Here is a 15,540-nt window from a genome sequence, read left to right as displayed (position 1 = left end):
ATAAAAAAAGAGGCATACCGCTATTAGTGCAGTATGCCCCCTTCATTAAAGAGACAAAAAAACACAGGATACGGTTCAAAATCATGAACGTAACCTGCGTTTGACCATTTCATCATTTCATCATAGAAAGGTTAGGAAAGTAGTTCCTTAGGACAGGTTACATAAGTGAATGTAGTTGAGAATTGTAGTTGTTGAAGATAATTCATTTTATAACCCTCCATTTCCTATTTTTTCTTCCTTTGTTAGATTATCACTAGTCTATTTGAAAGTCAATTCCCATTTTTCAGAATCCTTAAATTTAAAAGGCACGAATTTCCTCGTGCCTTTCATTGTTAATGTGGCTTCGGTTTCCCTTTATTCTTTCCTTTCTTATCCCATTTTTCTTTTTGCTTGTTCCACTTTTCTTCCCACTTTTGTACTTCATTGTTAAAGTTTTCTTGAAAGCCGTTATAATTTTTCGCTTCTTCTTCCTTCTTTTGCTGTTCAATCAGGCCAGAAATATGTGGCACCTTAAAACTCTCATTTGGTAATTGGCTTAGCGCTTCCTTCATTACTTCACGGAAAACAACAGCCGAACCGGTCCCAGTCGTTGATGTTATATAATGCTCCGCATCCGTCTGATCATAACCGACCCAGATCGCACCCACTAGCTGTGGAGTATACCCCACAAACCATTGATCCTTCAAGCCATTAATCCCTTTAATAGGAACTTGGGTAGAGCCTGTTTTTCCAGCTGTTTCCCTCCCAGGAATTTGCGCTGCACTTCCCGTCCCCTGTTCAACAACCCCGAGAAGCATCGTTGTCATATTGTCAGTTACCGCTTTTGTTGTGACCTGTTCCCGGTGAGATTTCTGTTCAGCAACAACCTTGCCATCGGCATTAACAATTTTGGTGATCACATGTGCCTTCATCCTCATTCCATGATTAGGAAAGACGGCAAAAGCTTCAGCCATATTTAAGGGTGAGACACCTTTATGCAACCCGCCAAGCGCCATTGATAGATTATCATCCTCCTGATCCAAGGAAATACCGAAACGTTTAACAGCATTCATCCCTTTATCAATCCCTATCTCATTAAGGAGCCATACGGCAGAAACATTTTTTGACTCCTTTACCGCATCATACATAGGTACTTCACCTTCATATTGGTAATCATAATTACTAGGTTGATAATCACCAAACTTCACTGGTTCATCTTTTAACATGTCTGTTATCTTCCATCCTTCTTCAAGAGCCGGAGTATAAACCGCTAATGGTTTAAATGAAGAACCAGGTTGGGTCTGTAATTGTGTGGCACGGTTATATCCCCTAAAGGTATGCTCCCCTCTTCCACCAACAAGCGCTCTAATCCCACCCGTTTTTGGATCAAGTAAAACCCCACCACTTTGAACAAGTCGATCGGTTCCTTTTGGGAATAATTCATTCTTTTGATAGGTATTCTCCATCGCTGTTTGCATGGTTGGATCAAGCTCCGTATAAATCTGGTAGCCTCCAGTCAACAAATCATCCTGAGTAAATCCGTATTGCTTAATGGCTTCATCTAATACTTGATCCACATAATAGGGGAACTTCCCGCGGAACGGGTCGCCACCCTTATCATTCAAGACTATTTTTTCATTCTTTGCTTTCTCATATTGCTGACTCGATATTAAGTCTTGTTTCATCATTTGAAGTAACACGATATTCCGTCTTTCTTTGGCTTTTTCCATATGATCATATGGATTTAGGGCTGATGGTGCCTTTATAAGCCCAGCTAATAGGGCAGATTCACTGATTGAAAGGTCCTTTACATCTTTTGCAAAGTATTTGCTGGCAGCTTGTTTAATCCCATAGGCACCATTGCCAAAGTAAATTTGGTTCAAATACATTTGCAAGATTTCCTGTTTTGAATATTCCCGTTCCACTGCAATAGCGAGAAATACTTCCTGCATTTTCCTTTTGATTGTTTTTTCAGAAGTTAGAATGGTATTTTTCGTTAATTGCTGCGTGATCGTACTCCCACCTTCAACCATCCCACCTGCTTTTATATCGCGAATGAGCGCTCTTGATGTACCAATTAAATCAACACCGTTATGTTGATAAAATCGATGATCCTCAATAGCAACGATCGCATCTTTCATAGAAACTGGAACTTCTTTAATGGGAACTCCTTCATTTTTATTAGCTGATACCTTACTTGCCACGTTTCCATTTAAATCATAAAAAATAGTTGGTTGTGGAAGTTCATTTTTCAGCTCTGATATATCAGCATCCTTTGAAAAATAAGCAAGAAGGCCGAAAAAACTAAGGATGGTGATCAACACGATTAACACGATTACTTGAAGCAAATGCCACTTTTTTAAGTTCTGAAAAATGTCATTTCCTAAATCTTTATATACCAATTCGATGACATCCTTTATCTATAATCTTCTATAACAGCTATAATTTTCGATAATTAAAGAGTTTTTATGACGGTTCAGCAAGAATTCAATCATATAAAAAAGACGGGGCCGAAACCTCGTCTTTTTAGTGTTTCCAATTATATACTTTTTGTCAGTTCTTTAAAGCGCTGTTTTGAATGTTTTTCATCAAAACTACTAAAGATGCGGTAATTTCTTTCATCCAATATCCGAAAATGTTTGCTTAATATATTTTGTTGGAGAATAAAGCCTTTTTTTTGTGATAGTACTCTCCACCAAATTCTACCGCCCATTGTTTTCGTTTTACGAACATCAATGCCATCAAGGGCAACTGTTTCTAGTACCTCAAGAGGCTCGTTTCCAAATAAAAATTGGACTGTTTCCGCTTCCCGAAACAAGGCACAGATTGAGACCACTGTTGACCAGTTCGCTAAAACTCTTCCTTTTTCAATTTGTACAAGTGTTTTCTTTGATACACCAATGACATCCGCCATTTTATCCTGTGTATACCCAGCCTCAGTCCGGATCAGACGAAGCTTTTCAGAAACTTGCATTATGATCTCTTCCCTGGTCACATTTAGCCCTTCCTTCAATTCCATCTAGTGTAATTTTACACAAGTTCCCTGTATCAATCAAATTTTATGAAAAAAGTGAAGGCGATGCTTACGTTTGCTGCCATGAATTTGAAGAAAATGGCAACTTGGACTTGGCAACCTGCTTTAGTGTGAGCCAAACTAGTTGATTGGAGCGGAAGGCGCTTGACTCCTGGGGGATTAGCAGGACAGGTGAGATCCCGCAGGAGCGTAGCGACGAGGAAGCTCACCGCCTGCCCCCTGGAAAGCAAGCGCCTGGAGCGGAAATCAACGTATTTTAACCGCAATCCTATCCAAAAATGACAAAAGACACCGAAAGGGAGGCCTCTCGATGCCTTTTGTCGACAATCTGAAACTGCTATCAGCAATGATAGCAGTTTCAATCGGGGCTTATTTATTTTTAACGATAGGACTGCATTGACTGGAACATGAATCCTTGACCCCACAGGCAGCGCATTTTCCCTGTTTTGATTTATTGATAAACCTAACAAGTGCCCAGCCAGCATATCCAAAAATTACAATTCCAATAATAATACTCGCGATCATTTGCCGCACCTCATTTCAAATTAGACAAGTCCAATTAACCTTCCACCTTGATAAATGATTAAAGCTAATACATAGGCAATCACAAAGGCATAAATCATCGAAAATGCAGTCCACTTTTTAGAGTTGGTTTCCTTATAAATTGTCGCAACTGTTGCCAAGCAAGGAATATACAATAAAATAAAAACCATGAAACTATAAGCAGAAAGCGGTGTATAAAAATCTGCCAATAACGCTTGAAGACTAGCATCATTAGGAACAAAATAAATGATATTCATCGTCGAGATAATCGCTTCTTTTGCCAGGAAACCTGTAATTAATGAAGCGGCTGCCTGCCATGTTCCAAAGCCGATAGGTGCAAAAATTGGCGCGATTACATTTCCAATCGCTGCTAGGAAGCTATCATCCATATCGACTTCCAAGCCCCCTGGACCAGCGTAAGATAAGAGCCAGATGATGACCGACCCTGCAAAGATAAATGTACCAGCCTTTCTTACAAACCCTTTTCCTTTATCCCAGGTACTTCTCCATAGTGATTGGAACTGTGGAAGGCGATAAGGTGGCAGTTCGATAACGAATAATGACGTTTCAGATTTTAAAACGGTAGATGAAAAGATTTTCGCAAGGATTAAGACCATGACAATTCCGAGAACATATAAACTTAAAACGATAAACGCCTTATGACCAGCGAAGAAGGCTCCCACAAACAAGGCATATACGGGTAACCTCGCCGAACAGGACATTAACGGCGTAAGTAACACAGTTAACAGCCTTTCCCTTGGGGTTTCTATCGTTCTAGCAGCCATAATTCCTGGAACATTACAGCCAAAGCCAATTATCATTGGAATAAACGCCTTTCCATTTAAACCGACAGATTCCATAATTCTATCCATAACTAAAGCAACACGTGCCATGTATCCGGAATCCTCTAATAAAGAAATAAAGAAGAATAATATAAAAATTTGTGGAACGAATACGAGTACACCACCAACCCCCGCTACTAATCCTTCTAAGATAAGAGCATGAATAAAGGCCGATGCATGAATAGCGCCTAAGGCTGATTCGATCCCCGACGTAACTGGACCTGTTAACAGACCATCTAGTGCATCCGATAACGGAGTTCCCAACCAATCAAAGGTTAGCATAAACATGAAGTACATAAGCAGCAAAAATATCGGCAGCCCCAAATAACGATTCGTGACAATGCTATCAATTTTCTCCGATAAAGGAATCGTTGCATCACCTTTTCGGGCAACCTCTGCCACTATCTTCTCAATAACTTCTTTTCTTTTAGTATAAATGAAATTAGCTAATGATTTTGTATCATATTGATTTAGTAATTGAGATTCCAACTCTTCCAAGATGGAAGTTAGCTTTTGCTGATCAGCAATATGATTGACGTAGTTTCGTACATATTCATTTCCTTCAATATATTGAATCGCAAGAAAGCGTGTCGAATGATTTGTTTTAGCCGTCATTTCACCAGTAATGGCTGCTATAGCTGACTCAACCGCTTGGCCATAGCACACAAGATTCTTGTTTGCCGGTTGGATGGATTTCGTTGCAATAACATCAACCAACTTATCACAGCCTTTTCCATTTCGGGCGACAACAGGAACAACAGGTACTCCGAGAATTTTCGATAGCTTCGAAGCATCAATTTGAATTCCCCGCTTATTAGCCACATCAATCATATTTAAGCCAATTAATGCTGGCTTTTCAAACTCTAGTAACTGTAACGTTAAATGTAAATTTCGTTCTAATTGGGAGGCATCTAATATATTCAGCAGCCGATCAACTGCTTCATTTAAAAAGTAAGACGTAACTACTCCCTCGTCTTTTGAAAGGGGATTTAACGTATATACTCCCGGTAGATCGATAAGCTGACCAATATTATTTTTGAAAACCCCAACCTTTTTTTCAACTGTTACTCCACTCCAGTTTCCCACGTATGCATAAGAACCGGTTAAATTATTAAATAAGGATGTTTTACCTGTATTTGGGTTACCGATTAGAGCGATTTCCATTATAGTCTCACCACTTCAATTTGGACTGCCTCTTTGCGGCGAATTCCCACACATTGTCCACATGATTCGATCATAACAGGACCACCAAAGGGCATCACACATTTCACACATACCTCTGAGCCTTCTGTAATACCTAAATCTAACAATCGTCTTTGAACCAACTTTCCTACTCGAGAAATGTCAATGATTTTCCCTTTATCGCCCATTTTTAAAGATTCAAACATGTATTTATCACCCTATCCGTAATTGAGAATGATTATCTTTATAATCGTATCTTAACACCCTCCTGTGGGAAATTGGCATAATATATTTGACAAAAGTTCGAACTATTTGCAAAAAAAAAGGAAAAGAGTCGCCTCTTTTCCTTTTCCCGATTCTTATCGCATTTTTTGGACCACCATTTTCTTGGGCATAGCACTCATAACTAGGATGATGATAATCGCACTGATAATAAAACTTGGTAACATAAATGTTCCATTATATAGTAATGAATAAACCGCTACCGGCTGTCCTTTTGGCGCATATTCCCCAAAAAAGACAATTCCTGAAACAACATGACACAGGTACCTCAGGGCACTTCCCAAAAACGCCCCTATTAGGACATAGGCAACCCATTTGCCTTTTTTCTGTTCATCAATTGCATTTCTCACCTGACTTGCAAAAATCCCTGCAAACCCGACAACCGTAAACGCGATAAAATAATCGATGATGCCTTGAACAATCGTATAAATTTGTGCAAATCCCAAAATGAACTGTAATAATCCTAATAAAAAGCCTGTTAAAAGACCACCCTTGATTCCCCATCGATAGGCCATCAGAAAGATCGGCACCATCGCAATCGAAATGGAACCACCCTGCGGCCAAATTTTTAATGATAAAATTCCCGCTACAAAATCTAATAAATATGCCAGCGCTGTAAATACAGCCACCTCTGAAATAAATAATGTGTTACTCCTTTTTTGATTCACCAACTTCTCCCCCTGTATATCTATTTGGACTTAGTTGATCTCTTCCAGAAGTCATATGGTGCCACAAAATAAGAAAAGCACAAGGCGCCCGACTATCGGCGACAAGCACAAGACGAGCCGGCGGGAAGGTTGTTCTTTAACCTTCTCGACGGATTGGCTTGTGACCTCGAGCCGATGGCGCCTGGAGCTGGACCATTCTCAAAGTCAAAATTTATGCTTTCTTATCTTAATAAAAAACAAAAAAAGCAATGCTTGACGGTGAGGATTGTCTGCATTGCTTTTCATATCGGCAAACCACATCCCTACGCTAGTGCTAACTAACAGGTTCATAGGGTCAGAACTCGAACGTTCACTCTCAGCCGCCTTCAGCAGCCCCCCCTGTGGAAGTATTCAATTGTTTCCATAAAAAATATACTATTGTTTAAACATTTTTACAAGAAATTATCACTTCGTGTTGTAATCTTTTACTGTACTAAAAAGAAGAATTAAACCAAAAAGGATGAAATATCCAATTGAGGGAAAATTTTTTTATTTCATTTTTAAAAGGATTTTCGCTTTCATCAGCGAATTAAATGGTAATCAGTTTTGTGAATACCTATAGGGGGAAAACAACATGTTTACGGGAGAACAAACGGATTTGATCGATTTTTTTTATCAAAACAAAGACAAATTAGTTCAGGAATGGGAAGATGCCATTCTTATCAATCAAGGTGACCCTTTCAAAATGAAAATACGTGAAAATGGGGAAGCACTTTTGAATGTGTTACTTTCCATAAATACCATTTCCAAACAAGAATTATTATCGGTTATAGAAAGAATTGCCATTCACGTATCTAAAGAAAGGGTTATGTCTGATATTAACATTGGAGATTTTGTTTATAATGTCAATCTTGGTAGAACTATTTTATACAGTTATTTAAGTAAAACAGGCTTCTCATGGCCGCAATTACAAGAATCGATTAATATGGTTAATTTTTGCTTTGATAAATTTTTATATTTTGCCGTGTCGCATTACTCTGAAGCAAAAAATAAAATTATTGAAGAGAAGACAATGGTTATTGACTCAACACACCAGGATCGTTTGACACTTCTTGGGCAGATGACTTCAAGTTTCATCCATGAATTCAGAAACCCACTCACTTCGGTGCAAGGATTTATTCAATTACTGAAGGCAGATTATCCAAATATGAGATACTTAGACATTATATCAGGAGAATTAGATCAGCTCAATTTTCGCATATCCCAATTTTTATTACTTTCAAAAAAGGAATTAATCGGAAAGGAAAAAGTTGATTTTAAGGTAAATAATCTCATTGAAGAAGTTTTAAATTTCCTTTATCCAAGTATTCTTGACAGTAAAGTGAAGATTAGAAAAAGTATTGATGATGATTTTACGCTGAATGGTTATGCGGATGAAATAAGGCAAGTTTTAATTAATATCATTTTTAATGCCATTGATGTTTTAAATCATTACGAGGTGCTTAATCCGACCATAGAAATTACTAGTTGCTTGAATGATAGTAAAAATATAAAAATAAGTGTTTCCAATAATGGTCCAGTCATTCCCGCAGAATTACGAAAAACTATTTTCGAACCATTTTTTACCACAAAAAAACTTGGAACAGGTCTTGGTCTGTTTGTATGTAAAGAGATCATTGAAAAACATAAAGGGAATTTAACGTGTGATTCATCGCATGATAAAACCACTTTTTCGATTTACTTACCTATCACGATAACAGATTGATAACAAGCAACAGTCTTTATCCCAAATCCCACTTTTATTTAAGCAGGGATTTTTTTATTTCTTTTCTGTTTCATCTCCCGATATCACTCTGAAGTGCATATGATGGAATAAAACTTTTTATCAGGAGATAGGCATATGTTTACATTAAGGGTTGATCATGAAATTGAGCTTCAGCTGTTTCAACAGCATCACGCCTTAAATCTGTATCAATTGGTCGAAGAGAATCGTGACCATTTACGTGAATGGATGCCATGGGTAGATAGTATGACTTCCCCCTATCAATTCGAAACGATTATTCCCGTATGGCTAACGCAATTTGCCGAAAATAGTGGAATGAACGTGGGCATCTTATATAAAGGAGAATTGGTTGGCTCCTTAGGAATCCATCAATTTGATTGGTATAACAGTATGGCGAGTATCGGCTATTATCTTGCTCGAAAAGCCGAAGGACATGGCATTATCACACGGTCGGTTCAAGCCCTCCTTCATTATGCCTTTTTTCAATTAAGACTTAACAGAATCGAGATTCGCTGTGGAGTGAACAATAAAAAAAGTCGTGCCATTCCCGAAAGGCTTGGTTTTGTGATGGAAGGAAAACTCCGAGATGGCGAACAATTAAATGGACATTTTCATGATCTTATTGTCTATAGCATGCTAGCCCGTGAATGGACTCCTCTCACATCTAAAGTTAAGTGATCTGCTACCTACAAGGGTGGCTTTTTTTTTAGCTGAAATTGTCATTATTTGCTTATCAAAATATTTTTTGAAATAATAAAGACGATATAACCAAGAAAAAAACTAAAAGTTGAATTAGAGGAAATTATATGTACATAGAGTAAAAAGTAAGTGAGGTGGCATGCCTTACACATGTAAGGCGTCAAATGGTTTGGATGAATGTTGTTATTATTGCAATTCTCATTACCTTTACTGCATTTTTTGTAGCTTCAGAATTTGCGATGATAAAGGTTCGAACGACAAGAATTGACCAATTAGTTTCAGAGGGAAATACAAAAGCAGAAGCCGCTAAAAGGGTCATATCTAATCTGGATGGTTATTTATCTGCTACTCAAGTCGGAATTACCATTACTTCATTAATATTAGGCTGGTTGGGCGAGCCAACCATTCGCAGGATTTTAAGCCCTCTTTTTGAATGGATTCAAATCCCTGTCTCACTAAAACAAATTATTTCTTTTTTTCTCGCCTTTGCCATCATCACCTTCTTCAACGTTGTCATTGGCGAACTGGCTCCAAAAACATTTGCCATTCAAAAGGCGGAAGAAATTATTTTACTGTTTGCAAAACCGCTTATTATGTTTTATCGACTGATGTATCCATTTATATGGATTCTTAACCGATCAGCACGCTTTGTAACAGGGATATTTGGCGTTAGCCCCACTTCCGAGCATGAAATCGTTCTATCTGAAGAAGAATTGCGAATGATCCTTTCTCAAAGCTATGAAAGCGGAGAAATCAATCAATCTGAATACAGTTATATGAATAAAATTTTTGAATTTGACGATCGAATTGCGAAGGAAATCATGGTTCCTCGAACCGAGGTTATTACCCTCTCTAAGGATGCATCGATGGAGGACGTCATCCACATAGTAAAGGTAGAAAAATATACACGCTATCCTCTAATTGATGGAGACAAAGATAATATTTTAGGCGTTGTCAATATTAAAGAGGTGTTGACGGATTGTATTCAACAACAATGCACCGGGGAGGAACCGTTGATCCCCTATTTAAAACCGGTGATTCATGTCATTGAAACGATTCCGATTCAAGAACTTTTAGTGAAGTTACAAAAGAACCGATCACATATGGCCATTTTATCAGATGAATATGGTGGAACAGCTGGAATTGTTACAGTGGAAGATATTCTTGAAGAGATTGTCGGTGAAATTCGAGATGAGTTTGATTTGGACGAACTCCCCCTTATCCAAAAGAAAGGGGACGATCATTATATTTTAGATGGTAAGGTCCTGATTGGTGAAGTGAATGACCTCTTGGGTACTACACTGGAAGAAGAAGACGTAGACACAATTGGTGGTTGGTTTTTAACACAAAAGTTCGATGTTCATAATGGGGATACCATTGAAAAGGATGGATTCACTTTCCAAATAAAAGAAATTGAAGGTCACCATATATTATTTATAGAGGTTAGAAAAAGCGGAGCGTCCCCCGAATAGGAGACGTTTCTTCATCGAGAAAATTTTTGTAATATTTGGATTCTATTAATCATATTTAATTAGAATTTCCATAAACTGTTGGTATCAACGTATAAAACCAACTAGAACGTTTGACTGTATGGTTTAAATTCTTTATAATTAAGGTTAATTTATAATTGTTGAGGTGGTAAGATGGGGCTGTCTACCGAATTGGTGAAATAGCAGAAATAGCGCATGTGTCAAAACGAACCATTGACTATTACACGTCTATTGGCTTATTAAAAGCAGAACGCTCTAAATCAAATTACCGCATTTATTCAGATGAATCCTTAGCTGATTTAAAATTTATAGAAGAATGCAAGAGTCTGCACTTTCCATTAGACGAGATTAGAAGAAAAATAGACATGCGAAAAACGAAGAATATCCGTGAATCAGAAGTGGAAAAACATGTTAGTGCTGTAACACAGCAAATGAAGCAGCTTAATAGCGATTTGTTTGATCTCATCCCCATTTTAGAGAACTTGGATGAGCATCAAAAAAAGAAGCTTAACAAGAATCTAAGCATGCTACGCTCTGCACTCATGAATTCTCTTTTGAATGTAACGAGCTAATTTTTTTATATTATTGGGAGGTGACTCCTTACCCGTCTACAACGGGATAAGGGAACTTATTTGGACATATTTAACTTGGTTATTATAGCCATTTTAATTGCCTTAACTGCTTTTTTTGTAACTTCTGAGTTTGCTATCGTGAAAATTAGAAGTTCAAGAATTGATCAGTTAATTGAAGAAGGAAATTCGAAGGCTGTTTCAGCCAAAAGAGTGATATCCAACTTAGATGAATATCTATCTGCCTGTCAATTAGGTATTACAATCACTGCCTTGGGCTTAGGTTGGATTGGGGAATCGACCATTGAGCATATACTTGGCCCAGTTTTCCAAAAAATGAACATTCCAGAAAGTGCGACACACATCCTATCAGTTGGGATTGCCTTTGCGATTATTACCTTTCTCCATGTAGTGGTGGGAGAGCTCGCACCTAAAACCCTCGCTATTCAAAAAGCAGAACTGATTACTTTGTTAGTGTCTCGTCCGCTGATTTTATTTTATAAGATCATGTATCCTTTCATATGGGTACTAAATGGATCAGCGCGGATTGTTTCCAGTCTTTTTGGACTTAAGCCAGTATCTGAAAATGAAATTGCCCATACAGAGGAAGAACTTCGAATTATCCTATCTGAAAGCTATAAAAGTGGTGAAATTAACCAATCTGAGTTTAAGTATGTAAATAAAATTTTCGAATTTGATAACCGGATTGCTAAAGAAATCATGGTGCCAAGAACTGAAATGGTTTCTTTGTCAAAGGATGACACCTTAGAAACTTTTCTTGAGGTTTTACGAGAAGAAAAGTTTACAAGATACCCTGTCATTGATGGAGATAAAGACCATATTATCGGACTTGTGAATATCAAGGAACTTATGACCGATTTGATTGGAAATGAAAAACTATCCACTCAAACATTGGAAAACTATACGCGGCCAATTATTAGAGTAATAGAAACCATTCCCATTCATGATTTATTAGTAAAAATGCAAAAAGACCGTGTCCATATGGCGATTCTAATGGACGAATACGGTGGGACATCAGGCCTTGTGACGGTTGAAGATATCCTTGAAGAAATTGTTGGCGAGATTCGTGATGAATTTGATATGGATGAAATTCCAGAAATCCGTAAAATTAAGGAAGATCATTATATTATTGACTCTAAGGTTTTAGTGAGTGAGATTAATGATTTATTGGGTGTTGAAATTAACGACGAGGATGTCGATACAATTGGCGGATGGATTTTGACCGAAAATTATGAAGCAAAAGAAGGCGACATCATCCTTCACGATTCCTATTCCTTTAAAATTTTAGATATGGAAGAACATCATATTAAATATATTGAAGTAACGAAACAATCTCTTGAAGAAATCAACATACCACATATAACCGTATCCCAATCAGAAGTTCTTTCATAGGGAAACTTGTTGAAATAATCGAAAATTGAATACTTTATTTAAAATAGACCGGGACATTTAACGGTCTATTTTTTTTACCAATGAATATGGATAGATAACCAAGCAACAAGTCTGTTGTCGCATATCCTATAGCACAAGGGGGGGATAAAAATGAATCAAGTAGCAACCTTATTTTTAGCTTGTATTTTAGCAGGTTTTGCCTTAGTCCATATGCCAACAATCTCATTTTTAGCTGGTTTAACTCCGTTTTTTACTGTTGTTGGCGGCCTCGCCATTTTAGTTTTTTCCTTTGCTTTACTTTACTTAGGCGTCAAAGCACTTTTCTCAAAATTGTAAACGCTCACGCCTTTAGTTATCTCCAAAGGCAAACAAGATCAGAGGATTCATTCTCTGATCTTGTTTGCTTTCTTCGTTATTGATTTGTAACGGCTGTTATTACTTTGTTTTTAAGATCAATATATCTTCCTCTGCTTTGGCTATTTTGACTAAATGTGAATCAAGCCGGCGATTGAGATGCTGAATATCATTGCTCTGTGATGACTCAATACGCTGAAGTGAATCCTTGATGTCCGATAAGTCAATTTGATTCACTTCGACCCTGTGTTCAATACTGTCCATCTTTTCTAGTCTCGACAGCCTTTTTTCAATATTATCCAATGTTGTATTAAATGTTTCGATTAAACTTTTTATATCCATGACATTTTCAGATAGCTTTTCGAATTGCTTTTCCATAGTCAAAAACTCCCTTGCTGGTTTCTTTCATTTTATCATGGTTTTCACTATAAACATGTTACAAAAACAGCAACAATAAACGATGTTGTTTTTATTATAAAAAGATTTGAAAAGAAATCCTAGCAGCTGAAATATAAAGTACAGGTTGTGAACAATTTGAAGCAAAAAAATGAACATTTTATAAAATCTAAAACGATTGTGCGATGTACGTGAATATTATCACAGGCAAAACGGATAAAAAATTATACTCTTTCCATATAAGGAATGAAAAATAATGACTAGGTTATTTGATTCATTTCGGCCCTTATGATTTGATTCATTATCTACTAGGAAAAGGTCGGTGTATAAAAATGTTTATTTCAATTGATGAAAAAGCAACTTCATGGTTCAGTCAGGAATTTGATATTAGTAAGCCAATCAGTATTCGCCTGTTTCCTCAATACGCTGGATTTGGACAAAAGCATAAAGGGTTTAGCCTTGCATTTTCAGCCGAATATCCGTCAAATATTGAATTTACAAAAGAAATAAATGGCATTACGTTCTTTGTCGAGGGCAATGATGTATGGTTTTTTGAAGATACAGAGACCTACTTAACTGTTGATGATCTCCTCGAGGAATTAAAGGTTACGTACAAGGAAATAGCCTGAAACACATTAACGAATTAGAATTAATTTTCATGCATTAGATAAAAACAAGCCGGATGCTAAACCATTCGGCTTGTTTTCCTATCTATATTAATTCACTTGTTTTCCTAAACTTGGTGGAAGTAATTTTACACTTTCGTAAACCTTTCCAAGCTTTTCTTCCCCTTGAGCGAAGCTGTCATCACCTGCATCAAGTACCGGAGTTTCCTTTTTCAGTTCATCTGCCTTCATTTGGTAGGAAGCTGCATAATCCTTTAATGCGGCCTCAAGGTCTGTCTTTTGGTCTTTAAGTTCAGCTGGGATTTGGATGTTATTTAACTCTGTTGCGACTGCAGCTGCAGATTCACTAGCTTTAGCTTGATCCTCTACTGTTGGTAATTCTTCAGGTTTTGCATCTTCCTTAGTCGCTTTCGCCATATATGCATTTAAATCAGTATCTTTTGCATTAATTTTGTTCCCGAGGTCCATATAAAATTTCACTAATTCCTTTTTAGTGTCCACTTTAGTCACTGTTGCTTCATTTTGTTCTGACTGTTCCTTGTCATTACTTGAACAAGCTACTAATCCAAGAGCCATTGATAACGCCGCTAATAATAAGAAAAACTTTTTCATCTGTCATTTCCCCCTACAAGTCTTTTTGCTGCCTTGAATATTTTACATCATAACAAATGACAAGAAAAGTACTAAAGTTTCAATAATAAAAGCCTTTCAAATATTATTGAAACATAACTTTAGTTTATAGGAAAATACCCCTGCCCCTTTTATTATTTTGACAAAAACAAGCTTGATAACTAAATCATCTTTTAATATTTCCAACCTTGTTAATGATATAATTCAGAAAATTGAGAAATTTTTGTGAAATATATTACAATAATAACATTTTTGTATATAATGAGTATGACAGCATCCTACTTTTTTCCTATTAGCTACGGTTCTATCTGTTTCTATTCCACACTTTTTCTTAGAAAGGGGTTGAACATCATGGAACATGCGAGGCCGCAGATGGTATTATTTCATTTAACCTTTGATTTATCAATCATTATAACGACGACAATTGCAGCAATTATTGTTTTCCTCATCGCTTACTTATTGACAAGAAATGCCACAGTAAGTGTCCCGAACAAATGGCAAAATTTTATGGAATGGATAGTAGAGTTTGTAAAGGACATCATGAAATCCTCGATGGTCGCTTCAAGTAATTTATTTATTATTTCAACTGGCGTCACTCTTTTAATGTACTTATTTATTGCCAATCTTATGGGGATCCCCTTTTCGATTATTACTGTAGGAGAGCATCCTGTTTCCTGGTGGAAATCCCCTACTTCTGACGCGCATGTAACCTTGACACTGGCCATCATGATCATCGCCTATACTCATTTCATCGATATCCGCCTACATGGGTTTAAACACTTCTTTGTAAGTTTTTTCAAACCATTTATGGTCCTATTCCCATTGAATGCGGTCGAGCAGCTCGCCACAACGTTAACACTGGGACTTCGTTTATTTGGTAATATTTATGCTGGTGAGGTTCTGCTTGCTTTTTTAGCTAGTGCTGTAAGTCATGGTATTTTTATTAGCCTACTTGTATCAATCCCAATGCTGATTTGGCAGGCATTTTGTATTTTCATTGGCGTGATACAAGCTTATATCTTTGTCACACTTACAATGGTCTATATTGCTCACAGATTAGCCTGAATAGAG

At 37.1% G+C, this 15,540-nt stretch carries 17 protein-coding genes and 1 riboswitch; of the genes, 8 read left to right on the top strand and 9 right to left on the bottom strand.

Features of this window, described 5'->3' with window-relative positions:
• Positions 1-332: 332 nt before the first annotated feature.
• From TY15_RS09530 to thiT, 7 genes are all read right to left on the bottom strand, one after another.
• Entirely contained in the window at positions 333-2,381 is a 2,049-nt protein-coding gene (locus TY15_RS09530; protein WP_042374360.1) for a transglycosylase domain-containing protein, read from the bottom strand.
• Between the two features lie 137 nt (positions 2,382-2,518).
• The gene (locus TY15_RS09525; RefSeq protein ID WP_040204415.1) at positions 2,519-2,974 is read right to left on the bottom strand and encodes a helix-turn-helix transcriptional regulator; all 456 of its coding nucleotides are present in this window, start codon (positions 2,972-2,974) and stop codon (positions 2,519-2,521) included.
• 53 nt (positions 2,975-3,027) lie between these two features.
• Positions 3,028-3,222 (bottom strand): hypothetical protein, encoded by a 195-nt coding sequence (locus TY15_RS09520; protein ID WP_040204413.1) that lies wholly within the window; start codon positions 3,220-3,222, stop codon positions 3,028-3,030.
• Between the two features lie 160 nt (positions 3,223-3,382).
• Complete coding sequence (locus TY15_RS09515) at positions 3,383-3,538, bottom strand: FeoB-associated Cys-rich membrane protein (RefSeq protein WP_040204394.1); 156 nt, start codon at positions 3,536-3,538, stop codon at positions 3,383-3,385.
• 20 nt (positions 3,539-3,558) lie between these two features.
• Positions 3,559-5,562: a ferrous iron transport protein B gene (feoB, locus tag TY15_RS09510; protein ID WP_040204391.1), complete on the bottom strand. Its 2,004-nt coding sequence runs from the start codon at positions 5,560-5,562 to the stop codon at positions 3,559-3,561.
• Entirely contained in the window at positions 5,562-5,786 is a 225-nt protein-coding gene (locus tag TY15_RS09505; RefSeq protein ID WP_040204390.1) for a FeoA family protein, read from the bottom strand. The genes feoB and TY15_RS09505 overlap by 1 nt, the downstream gene beginning before the upstream one ends.
• 153 nt (positions 5,787-5,939) lie before the next feature.
• Positions 5,940-6,530 (bottom strand): energy-coupled thiamine transporter ThiT, encoded by a 591-nt coding sequence (gene thiT / locus TY15_RS09500; protein WP_040204389.1) that lies wholly within the window; start codon positions 6,528-6,530, stop codon positions 5,940-5,942.
• Positions 6,531-6,812: 282 nt separating this feature from the next.
• A riboswitch (TPP riboswitch) is annotated at positions 6,813-6,919 on the bottom strand.
• 224 nt (positions 6,920-7,143) lie between these two features.
• Here thiT and TY15_RS09495 point away from each other — a divergent pair.
• The 6 genes from TY15_RS09495 (at position 7,144) to TY15_RS09470 (ending at position 12,799) form a co-directional block, all read left to right on the top strand.
• On the top strand, positions 7,144-8,274 hold the full coding sequence (locus TY15_RS09495; RefSeq protein ID WP_042374357.1) for a histidine kinase N-terminal domain-containing protein: 1,131 nt from the start codon (positions 7,144-7,146) through the stop codon (positions 8,272-8,274).
• A gap of 135 nt (positions 8,275-8,409) precedes the next feature.
• Positions 8,410-8,970, top strand: a complete 561-nt coding sequence (locus TY15_RS09490; RefSeq protein WP_040204388.1) for a GNAT family N-acetyltransferase — start codon at positions 8,410-8,412, stop codon at positions 8,968-8,970.
• A gap of 185 nt (positions 8,971-9,155) precedes the next feature.
• Entirely contained in the window at positions 9,156-10,463 is a 1,308-nt protein-coding gene (locus TY15_RS09485; protein WP_040204387.1) for a hemolysin family protein, read from the top strand.
• 188 nt (positions 10,464-10,651) lie between these two features.
• Positions 10,652-11,053, top strand: coding sequence for a MerR family transcriptional regulator (locus tag TY15_RS09480; protein ID WP_074432793.1), 402 nt, complete (start codon positions 10,652-10,654; stop codon positions 11,051-11,053).
• 60 nt (positions 11,054-11,113) lie between these two features.
• Positions 11,114-12,463, top strand: coding sequence for a hemolysin family protein (locus TY15_RS09475; protein WP_040204384.1), 1,350 nt, complete (start codon positions 11,114-11,116; stop codon positions 12,461-12,463).
• A gap of 150 nt (positions 12,464-12,613) precedes the next feature.
• On the top strand, positions 12,614-12,799 hold the full coding sequence (locus TY15_RS09470) for a hypothetical protein (RefSeq protein ID WP_040204382.1): 186 nt from the start codon (positions 12,614-12,616) through the stop codon (positions 12,797-12,799).
• Positions 12,800-12,898: 99 nt separating this feature from the next.
• Here TY15_RS09470 and TY15_RS09465 read toward each other — a convergent pair whose 3' ends face one another.
• Positions 12,899-13,195 (bottom strand): hypothetical protein, encoded by a 297-nt coding sequence (locus tag TY15_RS09465; protein ID WP_040204380.1) that lies wholly within the window; start codon positions 13,193-13,195, stop codon positions 12,899-12,901.
• 350 nt (positions 13,196-13,545) lie between these two features.
• On the opposite strand from TY15_RS09465, the gene TY15_RS09460 reads away from it, so the two are divergent.
• Entirely contained in the window at positions 13,546-13,842 is a 297-nt protein-coding gene (locus TY15_RS09460; RefSeq protein WP_040204378.1) for a HesB/YadR/YfhF family protein, read from the top strand.
• An 87-nt stretch (positions 13,843-13,929) separates the two neighbouring features.
• Here TY15_RS09460 and TY15_RS09455 read toward each other — a convergent pair whose 3' ends face one another.
• Complete coding sequence (locus tag TY15_RS09455; RefSeq protein ID WP_040204377.1) at positions 13,930-14,451, bottom strand: hypothetical protein; 522 nt, start codon at positions 14,449-14,451, stop codon at positions 13,930-13,932.
• A 369-nt stretch (positions 14,452-14,820) separates the two neighbouring features.
• On the opposite strand from TY15_RS09455, the gene atpB reads away from it, so the two are divergent.
• Positions 14,821-15,534 (top strand): F0F1 ATP synthase subunit A, encoded by a 714-nt coding sequence (atpB, locus tag TY15_RS09450; RefSeq protein ID WP_040204376.1) that lies wholly within the window; start codon positions 14,821-14,823, stop codon positions 15,532-15,534.
• Positions 15,535-15,540: the final 6 nt, after the last annotated feature.

The organism is Neobacillus jeddahensis (genome assembly GCF_000612625.1).
GTDB lineage: Bacteria > Bacillota > Bacilli > Bacillales > Cytobacillaceae > Neobacillus > Neobacillus jeddahensis.
Note: the sequence above shows the minus strand (reverse complement) of the source record. Positions and strands in the feature narration are given on the sequence as shown.

What these genes read in the sequence shown, in the direction of transcription:
- TY15_RS09515 (WP_040204394.1), bottom strand. Translation starts at nt 3,538, where the DNA reads ATGATCGCGAGTATTATTATTGGAATTGTAATTTTTGGATATGCTGGC.
- feoB (WP_040204391.1), bottom strand. Translation starts at nt 5,562, where the DNA reads ATGGAAATCGCTCTAATCGGTAACCCAAATACAGGTAAAACATCCTTA.
- TY15_RS09505 (WP_040204390.1), bottom strand. Translation starts at nt 5,786, where the DNA reads ATGTTTGAATCTTTAAAAATGGGCGATAAAGGGAAAATCATTGACATT.
- TY15_RS09495 (WP_042374357.1), top strand. Translation starts at nt 7,144, where the DNA reads ATGTTTACGGGAGAACAAACGGATTTGATCGATTTTTTTTATCAAAAC.
- TY15_RS09490 (WP_040204388.1), top strand. Translation starts at nt 8,410, where the DNA reads ATGTTTACATTAAGGGTTGATCATGAAATTGAGCTTCAGCTGTTTCAA.
- TY15_RS09485 (WP_040204387.1), top strand. Translation starts at nt 9,156, where the DNA reads ATGGTTTGGATGAATGTTGTTATTATTGCAATTCTCATTACCTTTACT.
- TY15_RS09470 (WP_040204382.1), top strand. Translation starts at nt 12,614, where the DNA reads ATGAATCAAGTAGCAACCTTATTTTTAGCTTGTATTTTAGCAGGTTTT.
- TY15_RS09465 (WP_040204380.1), bottom strand. Translation starts at nt 13,195, where the DNA reads ATGGAAAAGCAATTCGAAAAGCTATCTGAAAATGTCATGGATATAAAA.
- TY15_RS09460 (WP_040204378.1), top strand. Translation starts at nt 13,546, where the DNA reads ATGTTTATTTCAATTGATGAAAAAGCAACTTCATGGTTCAGTCAGGAA.
- TY15_RS09455 (WP_040204377.1), bottom strand. Translation starts at nt 14,451, where the DNA reads ATGAAAAAGTTTTTCTTATTATTAGCGGCGTTATCAATGGCTCTTGGA.
- atpB (WP_040204376.1), top strand. Translation starts at nt 14,821, where the DNA reads ATGGAACATGCGAGGCCGCAGATGGTATTATTTCATTTAACCTTTGAT.